Here is a 16,916-nt window from a genome sequence, read left to right on the forward strand (position 1 = left end):
ATGCCATGAAAACCAATTCTCATTCCAACCGTGCCTTGGCCGAGCGCATCCGTACTGGCGTATGCACTGCGCTGCTATCGATGATGGCAGCAGCTTCCGCACAGGCGGCTGATACGACCTCGTTCCCCAACTATCCGCTGCTGACCGGCGGTGACTCGATCCCGCCGAACATCATGTTGATTCTTGATGACTCTGGATCGATGGGCTATCTGCGCATGCCCAACGACAGCAGCAGCAACTTGAACGATAGCGTTTCTGATCGGTCGTATATCAACAATACGCTCTACTACAACCCTGACAGAAATTACTATGCATGGCGTACCGCCAGCACCTCGCTTGACGATCGCTTGGCGGCGGCCAATTTCAAGGCTGTTTCCACATCGGGAACGGCCATTAGTGGTTCGCGGGATTTGCGTGATAGCACCGAGTCGTTTTTCTATATTCCCAAGACCGGGGTGGCAAATCCAGGGACGAGCTCGGGCAATTACGACAAGTACCGCATCGCGAGCTCGACTTCTTCGGAGAGCCATGATGGCGGCGTAGTACAGCGCCAGGCGTCTGATTCCAGTCAAATACTTAGTGATCGGATTTCTTCTATAGCCGGCAGTGGCCGTTCCGCGTGCTTTGCCGTGCCTGTATCCGGCTGGGAGGCCGTTGCGTTCAGAATTTCGGGCAGTCAGAACGCTCGTTTGTATGTCTATTCGTCTAGCAACTGTTCCGGGCAAATCGATAGTAGTACCGGCAATGGTGATCCCAAAAATTTGGCGGTGGATGTTACATCGCTGTCGGTGGTCTATTTCCAGGTCCAGAATGGTAGTAGAAATAGCTCGATTTCTAATATCAACTACACCGCAACAGTCTCGCGCAACTGGGTGGATGCCACGCCGCTGCGTACGTCCAAGGACAAAGATGGCAATGTGCAGGGGCCGCGTGCGCAGGCCGACGAACTGCAGAATTTCGCCAATTGGTACCAGTACCACCGGACGCGCAACAAGATGGCCAAGGCGGGCGCATCTGAAGCGTTCGGACGTTTGGGTAAGAACTTTCGCGTAGGTTTTGACACCATCTGGAATCGCGGTGGGAACCTAGGAAATGTGTTGGGTTCAGCCCCGGCATATCCGATTCCTTACCAATCCAACGACGGTCTGTTTGAGGCGGGAAATCGCCAAGACTTCTACAGTCGCCTGCAGGGTGCCAGTGCCAGCGGCAACACCCCGCTGCATGGCGCGTTGCAGCGCTCAGGTCGCTACTTCAGCACTGATGACCCGTGGAAGGACAGCACGGGCAACATGCTGGCTTGTCGCCAGAACTATGCATTGCTTACCACCGACGGTTACTGGAACCAAGCTGATAGCAATGGGGGTTACAACCCCAAAGTGGGGAACGCCGATAAGGGTAGTACCTACGGAGACAATTATGAAGACACGCTGGCTGACGTGGCATATCACTACTGGAAGACCGATCTGAAGCCGGGTCTGGCCAACGACGATACGCTGAAGACTTGGCAGAACATGGTGACGTTTGGCATCTCGATCGGTCTGCAAGGCACGCTGGATCCCACCAAACCGCCGCCGAGCACGTGGCCGGACCCCATCAGGAACTCCGGCGGTCAACGCATTGACGATCTGTGGCATGCCAGCCTCAACGGGCAGGGTAGCTTCGTGGTGGCTACAGACACGGATCGGTTCGCCAATGCATTGGACGAAGCATTGAAGAATATCGCCTCACGCAGCGCATCTGGCTCCAATATTGCGTCCAGCTCAACAAAAACGGAATCAACCACACTGACTTTCGTGGCAGGGTTTACCTCCAATAGCTGGATTGGCGACATGATTGCCAGCCCCTTTAATGCGGCGTTGACCGGCGTTTCGAACACGCCGCTTTGGGCGCTATCCAAGACCTTTGCTGCAGGCGGCGCCAACGCCAATTTTGCACAGCGCACCGTGCTGACCAGCTTTGGCGGAACGGCACAGGTATTCAACAACGGACTGAGCTCGGCCAGCGTGTTTGCGCGTAGCGCAACAGGCACGGCTGCTGCGGTCAGTGCGGCGGACAACATCGACTACCTGCGCGGCGTCCAGAGTAAGGAAGAGGGTCAGAAGGATGGCGTGCTGCGTAAGCGTGCTTACCCGCTCGGCGATATTGTCGATTCCTCACCGGCTTTCGTGGAGGATTCGGGCACCGTATTCGTGGGGGCGAACGACGGGATGCTGCACGCTATCAGCGTGAAGGATGGCAAGATTCTGTTCTCGTACGTGCCGAAGGGTCTGGATTTCGCGGAAATGGCCAAGCTCAGTTCGCCGGACTATGAGCACCATTACTTCGTTGACGGTCAGATGGATGTGATCAGTCGTGCCAATCAAGGCAATGGCAAGAACATCCTGGTAGCGGCATTGGGGCGCGGTGGTCGCGGCGTGTTCGCGCTGGACGTGACCAACCCAACATCGATGGGTACCTCCAACGTGTTGTGGGACCAGACCTTCCAAACGCCGGCGACGGGCGCTGATCCGGATGGCGACATGGGCTATGTGTTCGGCCCGGTTCGCATCCGCAACGGTAACGCGGACAAGACGTATGCACTGGTGCCTAACGGTATCGACAGCCCCAATGGGTCGGCGACGCTGTATGCCTACGAGCTGTCGTCAACTGGTTCGGTGGTGAAGACGCACAAGTTGGTGGCCGGCGGTGGTCCTGGTAATGGTTTGATGTCCACCGGCATGGCGGACCTCAATGGTGATGGCAAGATCGATGTGGTCTACGGCGGTGACCTGAAGGGCAATGTCTGGCGCTGGAACTTCGAGGGCACCAATCCCGGCGCTGCTGTGAAGCTGTTCCAGGCGGTTGATTCAAAGGGTGCGCCGCAGGCAATTACCGGCGGCTTGGGCGTAGGCCGTGACACATCCGGCAAGGTGTTTGTTGGCTTTGGTACGGGCCGCTTCATCTCCAACTCGGATGTTCCCGGTGACGGCATCACCTCGCAGGTGCAGAGCATCTACGGGATCATTGACACGAATTCGACGATCGCTGGCCGCACGGCGCTGGAAGCACGGACCATACCGTTTTCCGGCAAGACCAAAGATGGACAGGATGCCCGTGGCTTTGAGGCCTACTCGGTATTGGGTGGCAGCAAGCAAGGTTGGTATATCGACCTGCCGGTTCCTGAGCGGGTGACCACAGGGCCAACGATCTATGGCTCGGCGATGTATCTGACCTCGGTGATTCCGGCTACCGGCGTGGATTGCAGCGGCGCCAGCGGCACGGGTTTCGTCAATGCCATCAATCTGTTCACAGGTACCAGCCCCAAGAGTGGCGGTTATTTCACCGACGGAACGGGCTTGACCGACAAAGACGGAAATAGTGGCGTCATCGGCTCCGTCGGCGTCAAGGGTGGTATGCCGACCGAAGTAAACGTGACCGACACGCTGGTGACGGTGGGTACCGGTACGGGGCCCACCGACCTGAGCAGTGGTACCGACAGTGAGGGCATCAACACGCCCACTGGTGGCAAACCCAGCCGCATCAGCTGGCGTGAGATCCTGCCGGAATGAATAGGGGAATGAAGATGTCCAATCAAAAAGGTTTCACGCTGATTGAGCTGATGATCGTGGTGGCGATCATCGGCATCCTTGCCGGTATTGCGTACCCCAGCTACGTCGAGCATGTGGTCAAGACGCGGCGTGTGGCCGCTGCGGGTTGCCTGCTGGAAAAAGTGCAGTTCATGGAGCGCTACTACACCAGTCATCCCACCACGGGGTATGAGGACGCCGAGTTGCCGGACAATACGGCATGTGACGCCGAGATTGCCGAGCACTACGATATCGGGGTGGATGGCGCGATCAGTGCAACTAGTTTCAGCCTGACCGCCACGCCGAAGGGGTCGCAGGCCACCAAGGACACCACGTGTGGCACGTTGGGAATCGACCACGCCGGTACGCGTACAGCGAACGGAGCGACGGGAACGATTGCGGCGAAGTGTTTCTGACGCAGGTTGTTGTTTTCATGCGTTGATCTGCGATGACATGAAATGAAGATGGGCCGCCGGTAATTCCGTTGCGGCCCATTTTTTCTGGGGTGAGCAAACAATCATGAGAGAGGTGCATTGCTGTTTCTCTCACAGCAGGGCTCATTCCGCGTTTTCAATTTGTTGCGCGCAGGTTACGCTCGGCTTTCGGCAATCAAGTGATTTGCAAAAAGCCCCTCTCCAGCAAAGGGAAGAGGGGCTTGAAGTGCAACTGGCCTGTGTGGCCGCCGTATACCACTCAGTGATCAGTTGAACGTGTACTTCGCTCCCACCGTGAAGTAGCGGCCGATCGCGCCGCTGTAATGCAGCGGGTTGTAATTGACTGCGCCGTAGGTGAGCGGGTCCAGTGGGGCGATGCGATCGGTCACGTTCTGGATTGAACCGAAGATCTCCAGATCATCGGTGGCGCGCCAGCGGCCGGAAAGGTCGATGGTGTAGAACGCACGCAATTCGCATCCGCGCGGGGCATCGCTGCCGTCGACAAAGTGGTTGGCGCAGCTGTCGCCTTCGAACGCTACGTTGTCCATGCTGCCGATGTAGTTGGCAATGCCGCTGATGCTGAAGCGGTCCATGTCCCAGGTAACACCGAGATTGAAGCGGTCCTTCGGTGTGCCGATGCAGTTGGTGACGTCACAGTTGCCGTGCGTGCCTGCGTACTGGAATACAGAACCGGTGCCGTCATCGCGCTCGAACGAGTTGATGCGCGTCCATTGCAGATCCATCTGCAGCTTGCCGTAGTTGCCCATGTCCACGCGTTGGCGGATGTCGAAGTCAAAGCCGCGCACGGTGGTGGAGGCGGAGTTGATGTAATCCACACTCACCGCCATCAATGTGCCGCTATTGGGAATGCCCGGCAGATCATTGTCGGAACGCACGCCGCGCCCGGCAGCCAACGCCAGGTCGGTGTCGCCCTGGTTGATCTCGTTGGTGCGCTTGATCTGCCAAGCATCAAAGGTAAGCGTGGTGGTCGGGGTTGGGTCAAGCACCAGGCCTACCGTGTAGCTCTTGGACTCCTCGGGTTTCAGGTTGGGATTGGGCGAGGTGATGATGGCCAGGCTGACGGCACAGTCACCTGCGGTCGCGCCCGGTGCGGGCGTCCCATCCGGGCAGCGCACCGGATCGCGTGCGGTACTGAAAGCGGCCAGCCCGCCATCGCCGGCTTCAGCCGGGTTGGGTGCGCGGAAACCTTCTGCATAGGTAGCACGCAGTGCGATCCATTCGGCCGGCGTCCATTTCAGGCCGATTTTAGGCGTGGTGGCGGTGTCGCCGTCTTTGTATTTGTCCACGCGCAGCGCGCCGGAAAGTTCAAACGAGGGCAGCAACGGCGCCACCATTTCCGCGTAGGCCACACCGACTTCCTGCGTGCCGTTGTAGGCCGAATAACCCAGGCCAATGATGTCGCCGATGTCGGTATACGACTGCGGATCCAATCGCGCTTTCTGTCGGCGGAACTCGGCACCCAATGCCAATCCGAGCGGGCCACCGGCTAGATCAACCAGGCTACGGGAGACCTTGAAGTCGAGCATGTCCAGGCTGGTCGATGCGTTGGCATGGATGGTGGGCGAGATGTAGTCGTACAGCGCCTGCGAATTGGCGCCGGCCTGCGCGCCGAGGCGCCACCAGCCCACGGGGCTGTTGGGGTCGGTCAACGCGGTGCGTACGTGGCTGTAGCGCAGGAAGCCCTTGCGTTCGTTCACCAGTTGCGTGGCCGAGTGCAGGTAGGCGGTGTCCACATCCCATTCGCCCCAGCGTCCTTTGACGCCTAGCAGGAAGCGGGTGAACTCGTTGGTGTTGTTGGTGATGCGCGGGCCTACATCGAACGCCGCGTAGCGTAGGCGTGCATCCACGCCGAGCGGATTGTCGGGGTGGTCTGCGCCCAGTACGGTGGCGCCGGGGCCGCTGCTGGCATTGACTGGCCCGCCGGGATAGCCCCAGGAGCCGGATACGCCATTGGGCGTGTTGTAGAACGTGTTCTTCTTCTTGGAATAGCCGAACTCGCCGTATAGCTCGAAGTTGTCCGACAACACAAAAGTGCCGCGTGCGAATAGATTTCCGAATTCCTCGCTGGGGCTCAGGCTTCGGAAATCCTGTGTTTCCCACAAACAGCCTCCGCCGGCATCGGGTGGGCTGATGCGGGAAAACTGTTCGCAGCCGGGCAACGATTGGTATAGGCCGGTTGCGGGGTCACGGATATTGCCGACGGGTGAGTTGCCGCCGACGGTGCCGTTGGCCGTGATGGCGCCGTTGAGCGGGAAGAACTGGCCGCCGGCAACACGCTCATAGCCATAGGGCGAGAGGTCGCCGTTGCCGATCCACTTGCGATTGCGCCGGTCGGAAATGCGGATGCCGTCGGTCTTGCTCACATCCAGGCTGATGAACGCGTTGAAGCCGTCTACGTCCAAGTCACCGGTGCCGGCGGTGAACGATGCTTTGCGTGCATCGCCGTCGCCATCCTCGGACATGCCATAGGACGCCTTGAGCGTGGCACCGGTGAAGTCCCGGCGCAGAATGATGTTGACCACGCCAGCGATTGCATCGGAACCATAGATGGCCGACGCGCCGTCCTTGAGCACCTCAACACGCTCCACCGCATCCATCGGAATGACGCTTAGGTCGGTGAAGACTTTCTGGCCGTCATCCGCCAAACCATATGGCGCCATGCGTCGGCCATTGAGCAGCACCAACGTGGAAGCGGCGCCGAGTCCACGCAGCGACACACCCGAGCCACCGCCCGCAAAGCCGGTGCCAAAACTCTTGGGAATGGAACCGGCGCCGTCACTGGTCAGCGTCTGCAGGTACTCGCCGATGGTGGCCTTGCCGGTGCGATCGATATCTTCGCGCGTGATGACCTGGACCGGCGATGCGGTTTCCATGGAGGCGCGGGGGATGTTGGAACCAGTAACGGTGATCTTGTCCAGCGTAGTCGCTTTTTCCTGCGCCATTGCCAACGGTGCGGCAATGGCCAAGGCGAGTGCGCTGGGAGCCAGTAGCAGTGAACGGGGCGCAAGGGCGCGGCCGGTAAGGCAGCGGCGGGTAACCCGCCATGGAAGTGAGCGTTTCACGGTCTTCTCTCCTGGGGACTGCGGCAGATGAACCGCCCGGAGGCGGTTTTGGAGCATCGACGGCCGCGAATCTAGGTATTCACCAGGTGAGGCAAGAGTGAAAAATCAATTAATAGGGGGGATATTCAGGTCACCCGCAAGGGAGCGTTCAGATAATGCTCCCTTGCGGGCATTCAGCAACTCAGCCCAGTTTGAAATCAACCGGGATCAATCCGTAGGCCTGTACCGGACGGCCTGCGTCGATGGCGGGGTGGAATTTCCAGCGGCGCAGCACTTGATTGCGGGCGGCAGTGTCCAGGCTTCGGTTGCCGCTGCTGCGTTCGATGGTGACTTCCAGGGGAGAACCGTCTTCGCCGACCAACACGCGCAGGGTGACGGTGCCTTGTGCGCCGGCAATCAGGGCATCACGTGGATAAGCCGGTGCAGGGGCACGCTGATAACGCAGTGTCACGCCTTCCAGCGGTGATGATGGCGCGATTGAATCAATGGCCGGAGCGGTGGCGTCTGTGGGCGCGACGTCCACCGGTGCAGTGACGATAGCCTCGGTGGCGAAGATCGGCATCGGTGCGTTGTCGACCGGCGCGGGCAGGGCGGGTTGGCGAGGCGGTGAGGGCGCGCGAGTGACGGGGATGGGATCAGGGCGCGGAGGTGTGGGAACAACCGGCTTTACTTCCGGCACCTGCCAACGGGCTTCGGGTGCAGCGTCTTTGCGCAGGGGGGCTTGGGCCAGCGGTATCAGCAACATGCCAAGCGCCAGGGCGTGCAGGGCGATGGCGGTGCTGTAGGCGAAGATGCGGGACGGTTCGAAATGCAGCGACGTATTGCGGGGTTGCGTGCGGACCATGTTCCACCTCCATGCGTGGGCGTGTGACAGAAGACAACGCGCGATGACGCAGGACGGGGTTGCAGGTTCCGGCCCGCGTGAAGCCAGTGCGCCTGTAAATCCCATTGGCGGCAAGCGGGGGGCGGATTTTGGGTTATCTGCCGGACAGCTTTGGTCGGCTGGCAATGGCAACTCCATCTCGCCTTCGCTGCGTAGAAGTAGAAGGGGAGGGGCGGATCGTGCCGCAACCCCACGCAAGATCGGCACTATGGTTGCCGCGCTTCTGCCCATTTCTATGCCCTGGGCGAGGGGATAGGGGCGTTGCGGTGTGTTGGTTCTCCCCGCGCAGGTATCCCCGTGCTGCGGCAGGAGCGGTGCTGATTGACAGGTCAAGGCCAACGTCAGGCTTCGTGGCGGATGCTGCGTTTTGTAGGTACAGCTTCTTTAAACGACAACGGCGCCCTCCGGCGCCGTTGTCGTTTCGCAAAGAACGCTTGAATCAGCGGCCCAGCTCGAACACCACGTCCAGATTGACCGACAGCGTGGTTTCACCGGGCGACACCGCCGTGTCCATGGCAGCAGCCCCGGCCGACTTCATCATCATCATCGGTGCCGGACGGAAGCCGCCCTGGCTGCCTTCGGAGATGCTGACGATGCGGCGCACGCGCAGGCCCAGCGATTTGGCGTAGGTCTCGGCACGGACCTGGGCCTTCTTCAGGGCAGCCAGACGGGCTTCGTCGTAGACCGGCTCGGGCTGGTCGATTTCAAAGCTGGGGCCGTTGATCTGGTTGGCGCCCTGTGCGGCCAGGCTGTCCAGCACCTTGCCCAGCTTGGTGATGTCGCGCACTTTCAGGCTGACGGTGTTGGTGGCCTGGTAACCGGTGATCTTCGGTGCTTCGTTCTCGGCGTAGCGATATTGCGGGTTGAGATTGATGCCGCTGGTCTGGATATCACGCTCGGCGATACCTGCGGCCTTGATCGCCGCCATCACCTTGTCCATCTGCACGGCGTTCTCGCGCATGGCGGTGTTGCCATCCACGGCTTGGGTGACCACGCCGGCCGACAGGGTGGCGATGTCCGGCACGCGGTGGGCTTCGGCCTGGGCGGAGATGTTCAGCAGCGTGGCGTCGCTGGCGACAACGGTCGGGACGGTTTGAGCGTGGGCGGTCATCGTGGCTCCCAGGGCGAGTGACAGGGACAGCAGCAGCGGGGCAAAGGCGTGATGGCGGCGCATGAGGATCCTCCTTGGATTGGATCGTGAAGTTGAAGTTCGGAGCGATGAACGTGTGGTGAGCCAGCGTGGGGTTGCTGTCACATTCGCGACGCGGTGGATCATTCAGGTAGCTGGCGCAGGTTATGCTTCCGCGATGCTTTATCTTGCCTCCCGCTCCCCCCGTCGAAATGAACTCTTGTCCCGCCTTGGCGTGCCCTTCCGTGTCCTGGACACGGACGTGCCGGAGGTGCGTGGCGTAGGTGAGCCAGCCGAAGCCTACGTGTGCCGGGTGGCATTGGACAAGGCGCGCGCCGGTTTGGCCTTGGTTGCTGATGATCCGCAGGCCGTCGTGCTGGGCTCGGATACCGAAGTGGTGCTGGGCGACCGGGTCTACGGCAAGCCGGCTGACGCGGCCGATGCGGCGGCAATGCTGGCCTCGTTGGCGGGCCGTACGCACCAAGTGATCACGGTGGTGGCGCTGGCAGCAGCAGACCGCCACAGGCTGGAGACGGTGACGTCTGAGGTGACCTTCGCGCCGATGAGCGCGGAACAGATCGCCACCTACGTCGCTACCGGTGAGCCGATGGGCAAGGCGGGCGGCTACGCGATCCAGGGGGGCGCGGAGCGTTTCATCAGCCATCTGGCCGGAAGTTATTCAGGGGTAATGGGCCTGCCATTGCAGCAGACCGCGGCGTTGTTGTCGGCGTTCACTGCGGGGGCGGCAAGCAGTTCCATGGACAAGGGGGAGTGAAGGACGTGTCCGAAGAAATTCTGGTGAATGTCACCCCGCGCGAAACGCGCGTGGCGGTGATCGAAAATGGCATGTTGCAGGAGCTGCACATCGAGCGCGGTTGGCGCCGTGGCGTGGTCGGCAACATCTACAAGGGCAAGGTGCAGCGGGTGATGCCGGGCATGCAGGCCGCGTTCGTTGAAGTGGGGCTGGAGCGCGCGGCGTTCCTGCACGCCAACGATGTGGTGCGGCCAGCCCCGGTGGCCGCCGATATTGATGAAACCGCGCCCGCGCTGCCATTGCCGTCGTCGGTGCCGATTGTCGAGTTGTTGCGCGATGGGCAGGACGTAGTGGTGCAGGTGGTCAAGGACCCGATCAGCACCAAGGGCGCGCGTCTGACCACGCAGATCAGCATTCCCTCGCGATATCTGGTGCTGCTGCCGCAGTCGAAGATGGTTGGAGTGTCGGCACGCATCGAGGACGAGGCCGAACGTGCCCGGCTCAAGTCGCTGGTCACTGAGATATCGGCCCAGCATGGCGGCTACGGCTACATCGTGCGTACCAATGCCGAAGGCCAGCCGGCCGAGGCGCTGGCAGAAGACATTTCGTATCTGTCGCGCGTGTGGAACGTGGTCGAGCGCCGGGGCCGTGAGGCCGCGTCATGCAGCATCATCTATGAAGACCTGAGCCTGCCGCTGCGTTCGGTGCGTGACTTGATCCGCAAGGACGTTGACAAGGTGAAGGTGGACTCCAAGGAGACCTTCATCCAGCTAAAGGCCTTTGTCGCCAAGTACATGCCGGTGCTGGATGAGAAGCTGGAGCTGTACACCGGCGACCGCCCGATCTTCGACATGTTTGGCGTAGAGGATGAAATCGTCCGTGCGTTGAACAAGCAGGTGCCGCTCAAATCCGGCGGCTATCTGGTGATCGACCAGACTGAGGCGATGACCACCATCGATGTGAACACCGGTTCCTTCGTTGGCCAGCGAAACCTGGAAGAAACCGTATTCCGCACCAATCTGGAAGCGGCGCAGACGGTGGCGCGGCAGCTGCGGCTGCGCAATCTGGGCGGCATCATCATCATCGACTTCATCGATATGGATGACCCCGAGCACCGCCGCCAGGTGCTACGCACGCTGGAAAAGGCGCTGGCGCGCGACCATGCCAAAACCACGGTCTACGACTTCTCGCCGCTTGGTCTGGTGGAGATGACCCGCAAGCGCACGGTCGAAAGCCTGGAGCGGCAGTTGTCGGAGACCTGCCCGCAATGCAGTGGGCGCGGCAGCATCAAGACCACCGAGACGGTGACCTACGAAATCTTCCGTGAGATCACCCGTGCCGTGCGTCAGTTCGAGGCCGCGCGTCTGCTGGTGATTGCCTCGTCCAAGGTAGTGGCGCGCATCACCGATGAGGAATCAGCGGCAGTGGCGGAGCTCGAAGAATTTCTTGGCAAGAGCATCCGCTTCCAGGCCGATGACCAGTACCTGCAGGAGCAGTTTGATGTTGTGCTGCTCTGATCGCCGTTCCGCTTCCGTTGTGGAGGGCGGCGTTGGCGAATGACCACGCTGTGGCACCACCGTTTGCGTCATCTCCGACGTCATGTGCTGTTCGCACTGGCGCTCGTATTGGTGGGCGTGGCTCTGCTGGTGGGCACGCTCAGCCAGCTGTTGCCGATGGTGGAATCGCACCCGGACAAGGTCGCCGCCTGGCTGAGTGAGCGCGCCGGTCAGCCGGTCGCTTTCGATCGGTTGGACACGCGCTGGACCCGTCGCGGGCCGCTGCTGCAACTGGACGGCCTGCGCATTGGCAGCGGCGGTGGCGTGCGTGTGGGGCAGGCCGAAGTGCTGGTCGCGCTGTACTCCGGTCTGTTGCCGGGCGCGCCGTTGACCGAACTGCGCCTGCGCGGGTTGGCTCTGACTCTGCAGCGCGCCGATGACGGGCGCTGGTCGGTACGCGGCCTGCCCAATGCCGACAACGGTGGTGATCCGCTCGACACGCTGCGTCGCCTGGGTGAGCTGCAAGTTATTGGCGGCCAGCTGCAGGTGGCCGCACCGTCTATCGGCGTGCAGGCGCGTATCCCGCGCGTCGATCTGCGTCTGCGGGTGGACGGCCAGCGTCTGCGGGTGGGTGCCAAGGGCTGGATCGACACTGCCGCACCGCCGTTGACCGCCGTGTTGGATTTCCAGCGTGACCGCGGCGATGGCCAGGCATGGCTGTCTGCCGAGCCGGCTGACCTTGCCGCGTGGTCCCCCTTGCTTCGCTTTGCTGGCGTGCAACTGCGGCAGGGCAGCGGTGAGCTGAGTGGCTGGGTGCAACTGCACGATCACCGCGTGGTGGCAGTCACCGCCGAAGGCGAGCTTGAGGACGTGCAGCTTTCTGGCGCGCCCCTGCAGACGGCGACCGACGCACCGTCCACCCGTTTCAAAAACCTGCAGTTGCGCGCGCGCTGGAAATCCATCGACGGTGGCTGGCGCGTAGATGCACCGCTGCTGCGTATCACCGAGAGCGGCAATGCGCAGGTGCTTGATGGCCTGTTGCTGGCAGGTGGCAAGCATTTCGCTCTGCAGGGCAAGCAGCTCGATGCTGGCCCGCTGCTGCGGGTAGCGGCTCTGAGCGAACGGCTGGCACCTGACCTGCGCCGTTGGTTGTACCAGTCGCAGCCCAAGCTGCGCTTTGCCGATGTCAGCATCGTCGGTGATGCCGATGGCCCGCTGCGTGCCGATGGCGAATTACTGGATGCCAGCTTCAATGCCGTCGGCAAGAGCCCGGGCCTGAGTGGCCTGCGCGGTCGTTTTGAAGGCGATGCACAGGCGGTGTCGCTGCAACTGCATCCCGATCACGAAGTGCGTTTCGACTGGCCCACCGGCTTTGGTGTGCCGCACGATCTACGTCTGTCCGGTGACCTGATCGGCTGGCGTGAAGGTGCTGGCTGGCAGGTGGGCACGCCGGCGTTGCGCGTGCAGGGCAGTGACTATGCCGCCGATGTGCGCGGCAGCATGTGGTTCCAAGGCGATGGCACGCGGCCGTGGATGAACCTGGCCGCCAAGATTGACGACGTCCCGCTGACTGCGGCCAAGCGCTTCTGGGTGCGATCGAGCATGAGCCAGGCCGCCGTGGACTGGCTGGACGCCGCGCTGGTGGATGGCACCCTGCGCGGCGCCACCGGTCTGGCCGTGGGTGACCTGGACGACTGGCCCTTCAACGACCACGACGGCCGTTTTGAGGCCGGCGGGCATATCACTGGCGGCAGCATCCGCTTCCACAAAGACTGGCCGGTGATGCGGCAGGTGGATGCGGGCATCAACTTCATTGCCAACGGTTTCGAGCTGCAGGGCAGGGGCGAGCTGGCTGGGGTGAAGGTGGACCGAATGCAGGCCGGCATCGCCGACTTCCACGAATCGCAGCTGCGGGTACGCGCGACCACCGTGGACGATGGCAGTCACTTGCTGGCGATGCTGAAGCAGAGCCCGTTGCAGGCCACCTACGGCGAGACGCTGGACAATCTGAGTGTGGCCGGGCCGGCCGGTGTGACCTTCGACCTGCTGCTGCCGTTGCACCGTGAAGAGGGTGCGGGCCGCCTGCAGGGCACGGTGGACTTGCGGGGCGCTCGCCTGGCCGACAAACGCTGGGATCTGCAGTTCGACAACGTGCGGGGCAGCGTGCAATACGGCAGCAATGGCTTCGATGCGCCGGCTTTGCAGGTGCGTCACCAAGAGCGCGACGGCGTACTGGCGCTGCGCGCGGGTGATCCAGTCAAGGATCCCGCGCATGCCTTTGAGGCCGAACTCACGGCCGCGCTGGACGCGGGCAATCTATTGAATCGCACGCCGGAGTTGGGTTGGCTGAAGCCGTATGTTCACGGCACGTCGCACTGGACGGTGGGCGTCACCTTGCCCAAGGTCGCCGCGGGCAGCCGCGTTGCGCCGCCGACCGTGCTCACCCTGCGTTCGGACCTGCAAGGCACGCGCCTGCAGCTGCCGGCACCGTTGAACAAGCCGGCTGGCGACGCGCTGCCCACCACCGTGCAGGCAGCGTTGCCGATGGGCAGTGGTCGCATAGATGTCGCCTTTGGCAAGTTGATGGCCCTGGCTGCGCGCAGCCAGAACGGCAAGACCGGCGTGCAGGTCACGATGGGTAGCGATCGGGTCGATCACGAACCGCCCGCCGATGGGCTGGTGGTAAACGGCCGCACGCCGTCGCTGGATGCGCTGGAGTGGATCAGCCTGGCGCGCGGCGGTGACGATGCCGCTCAGGACAAGGACGGGTTGGCGCTGAAACAGGTGGACGTGCTGGCTGACCAACTGCTGCTGGTCGGCGGACGCTTCCCGCAGACACGCCTGCAGTTGCGGCCCGGTGCCGATGCGGTGGCCGTGCAGCTTGACGGCCCTGCGCTGGCGGGCAACCTGCATATACCGCAGGCCGAGGGCGCCACCGTCAGTGGTCAACTTGAGCGTGTGCATTGGCAGGCTGCCAAAGCAGCAGCCATCGAATCCACCGACACCCCGATGGCACCGGTCAATCCGGCCAATATCCCGCCACTGGCACTGGATATTGAAGACTTGGAGTTCGGCACAGTGAAGCTGGGCCAGACCCGCCTGCGGACCCAGCCATTGGCCGATGGCCTGCGTGTGCAGGAGCTGCAGATCCGCGCGCCCAAGCAGACCATCGACGTGCAGGGCCAGTGGCGTGGCATGGCCGCACAGGCGCGCACCGAAGCCACCGCCAACGTGCAGACCGAGGATCTGGGTGATCTGATGCAGCGGCTGGGCTATGCCGGCCAAGTGCGCAGCGGACAGGGACAAATGCAGTTGCAGGTCAATTGGGACGCCGCGCCGATGGCATTCAGTTTGGCCAGCCTTGAGGGCGGCTTGAGCATGAACCTGCGCAATGGCCAGCTGCTCGAAGTGGAGCCCGGTGCCGGCCGTGTGCTCGGCTTGCTGAGCGTGGCGCAGCTGCCGCGCCGGTTGATGCTGGATTTCCGCGACCTGTTCTCCAAGGGCTTGGCCTTCAATCACGTCGAAGGCGCAGTGCGCTTTGACGGTGGCATGGCCAGCACCGACAAGATCGCCATCGAAGCACCCGCGGCCAACATCACCATTCGCGGCCAGACCGACCTGCGCAGCCAGCAGTTCGACCAGACCATTGACGTCAACCCGCGCTCGGGCAACCTGCTGACCGTGGTCGGCGCCGTGGCCGGTGGCCCGGTGGGCGCGGCAGTGGGCGCGGCGGCCAATGCCGTGCTCGGCAAGCCGCTGGGCGAAATCGGCTCCAAGACCTATAAGGTCACCGGGCCCTGGAAAGACCCCAAGGTGGAAGTGATCGACCGCGATAGCCCGCGCACGCCACCACCGGTAATCACACCGGCGGCCGCGAGCCCCTGAGAAGCTGTGCGCAAGTCCTCTGCATGAGTGGCGTTGCCAGCCAAAGCTTTACTGCGCGCGCTATGTACCGGTGCGTGAACCACCTTTGATTCCCGCTGGCTTGCGAAGCGCAGGCCCGGCCCCCATCTGGAATGCCATGACCGACAACGCCCTCACGCTCGCCGAAACCCGCCTGCTGCTGCCCGCCGGGCTGGACGCAAACCGCCTTGAACGCACGTTTGGCACCTTGTTGGGGCCGGGCATCGACTTCGGCGACCTGTATTTCCAGCATTCGCGTCGCGAGAGCTGGAGTTTGGAAGACGGCATCGTCAAGGACGGCGCCCATTCCATCGAGCAGGGAGTGGGCGTACGCGCCATCTCCGGTGATAAGACCGGTTTTGCCTATTCCGACGATATCCAGCCTGCCGCACTGCTGGCTGCTGCGCAGTCAGCGCGCGCCATTTCCCGCGACGGTGGCGCGCAGGATGTGCGCTCGCTGGTGCGCGGCAGCGGTCGCTCGCTGTATCCCGCGCTGGACCCGGTGGACAGCATTGGTAATGAAACCAAGGTTGAGGTGCTCAAGCGCCTGGACCGTTACCTGCGCGCGGCAGACCCGCGCGTGCAGCAGGTGATGGTGAGCCTGTCTGGTGGTGTGGATACGGTGCTGATCGCGCGCAGCGACGGCGTACTGGCTGCCGACGTGCGGCCGCTGGTGCGTTTGAACGTGCAGGTGATCGTGGAGCAGAACGGCCGGCGCGAGTCCGGTTACTCCGGCGGCGGTGGCCGTTACAGCTACGAAGAATTGTTTGCCGGCGACCGCCCGGAGGGCTTCGCCCGCGAGGCGTTGCGCCAGGCGTTGGTCAATCTGGAGGCGATCCCGGCCCCAGCGGGAATGATGCCGGTGGTACTGGGCCCAGGTTGGCCCGGCGTGCTGCTGCACGAAGCGGTGGGCCACGGCCTGGAAGGCGACTTCAACCGCAAGGGCACCAGCGTCTACGCCGGTCGCATCGGCGAGCGCGTGGCGTCACCGGGCGTCACCATCGTTGATGACGGCACCCTGGACGGCCGCCGTGGTTCGCTCAACATCGACGACGAAGGCACGCCAACCCAGTGCACCACGCTGATCGAGGACGGCATCCTGGTCGGCTACATGCAGGACACACTCAACGCCCGCCTGATGGGTGTAAAACCCACCGGCAACGGCCGCCGTGAATCTTTCGCGCACATGACCATGCCGCGCATGACCAACACCTACATGCGCGCTGGCAACCACGACCCGCAGGAGATGATCCGTTCGGTGAAGAAGGGGTTGTACGCGGTGAATTTCGGCGGCGGGCAGGTGGATATCACCAGTGGCAAATATGTGTTCTCGGCGACTGAGGCTTACCTGATCGAAGACGGCAAGATCACTGCCCCGGTAAAGGGCGCCACGTTGATTGGAAATGGCCCGGAGACGATGCAGAAGGTACGCATGATCGGTAATGATCTGGCACTGGACGAAGGTGTCGGCGTCTGCGGCAAGGACGGGCAGAGCGTGCCGGTCGGCGTAGGCCAGCCGTCGTTGCTGATTGAAGGGATTACCGTGGGCGGTACGCAGGCCTGAGGTGCTGGACTACAGCTCTCATCATGGCGTCCCCATCTGCCCAAAAGGGGCAGATGAGAGGGCGCTTCCCACAATGAAACAGCAAACAATGCGTTGTGCCGTCA

Annotated in this window: 9 protein-coding genes; 6 read left to right on the forward strand and 3 right to left on the reverse strand. The window is 62.4% G+C overall.

Annotated features, from left to right (window positions below):
* The first annotated feature begins 83 nt into the window (after positions 1 to 83).
* Positions 84 to 3,548, forward strand: coding sequence for a PilC/PilY family type IV pilus protein (locus PAN08_RS10675; protein ID WP_269791495.1), 3,465 nt, complete (start codon positions 84 to 86; stop codon positions 3,546 to 3,548).
* 14 nt (positions 3,549 to 3,562) lie between these two features.
* Positions 3,563 to 3,982 (forward strand): type IV pilin protein, encoded by a 420-nt coding sequence (locus PAN08_RS10680; RefSeq protein ID WP_332840100.1) that lies wholly within the window; start codon positions 3,563 to 3,565, stop codon positions 3,980 to 3,982.
* A 284-nt stretch (positions 3,983 to 4,266) separates the two neighbouring features.
* Here the strand turns inward: PAN08_RS10680 and PAN08_RS10685 are convergent, their stop codons facing one another.
* The 3 genes from PAN08_RS10685 to PAN08_RS10695 form a co-directional block, all read right to left on the reverse strand.
* On the reverse strand, positions 4,267 to 6,963 hold the full coding sequence (locus PAN08_RS10685; protein WP_269791902.1) for a TonB-dependent receptor: 2,697 nt from the start codon (positions 6,961 to 6,963) through the stop codon (positions 4,267 to 4,269).
* A gap of 301 nt (positions 6,964 to 7,264) precedes the next feature.
* The gene (locus tag PAN08_RS10690) at positions 7,265 to 7,927 is read right to left on the reverse strand and encodes an energy transducer TonB (RefSeq protein ID WP_269791497.1); all 663 of its coding nucleotides are present in this window, start codon (positions 7,925 to 7,927) and stop codon (positions 7,265 to 7,267) included.
* A 478-nt stretch (positions 7,928 to 8,405) separates the two neighbouring features.
* Entirely contained in the window at positions 8,406 to 9,140 is a 735-nt protein-coding gene (locus PAN08_RS10695; protein WP_269791498.1) for an SIMPL domain-containing protein, read from the reverse strand.
* Positions 9,141 to 9,273: 133 nt separating this feature from the next.
* On the opposite strand from PAN08_RS10695, the gene PAN08_RS10700 reads away from it, so the two are divergent.
* From PAN08_RS10700 to tldD, 4 genes are all read left to right on the forward strand, one after another.
* The gene (locus tag PAN08_RS10700; protein WP_269791499.1) at positions 9,274 to 9,870 is read left to right on the forward strand and encodes a Maf family nucleotide pyrophosphatase; all 597 of its coding nucleotides are present in this window, start codon (positions 9,274 to 9,276) and stop codon (positions 9,868 to 9,870) included.
* A 5-nt stretch (positions 9,871 to 9,875) separates the two neighbouring features.
* The gene (rng, locus tag PAN08_RS10705) at positions 9,876 to 11,366 is read left to right on the forward strand and encodes a ribonuclease G (protein ID WP_269791500.1); all 1,491 of its coding nucleotides are present in this window, start codon (positions 9,876 to 9,878) and stop codon (positions 11,364 to 11,366) included.
* 39 nt (positions 11,367 to 11,405) lie between these two features.
* Positions 11,406 to 15,230 carry a YhdP family protein gene (locus PAN08_RS10710; RefSeq protein ID WP_269791501.1) on the forward strand — a complete coding sequence of 1,275 codons (3,825 nt, stop codon included), beginning with the start codon at positions 11,406 to 11,408 and terminating at the stop codon, positions 15,228 to 15,230.
* A gap of 136 nt (positions 15,231 to 15,366) precedes the next feature.
* Positions 15,367 to 16,812, forward strand: a complete 1,446-nt coding sequence (gene tldD / locus PAN08_RS10715) for a metalloprotease TldD (RefSeq protein WP_269791502.1) — start codon at positions 15,367 to 15,369, stop codon at positions 16,810 to 16,812.
* Positions 16,813 to 16,916 lie beyond the last annotated feature (104 nt).

It is taken from the genome of Stenotrophomonas sp. Iso1, from assembly GCF_027497995.1.
In the GTDB taxonomy this organism is placed as follows: Bacteria; Pseudomonadota; Gammaproteobacteria; order Xanthomonadales; family Xanthomonadaceae; genus Stenotrophomonas.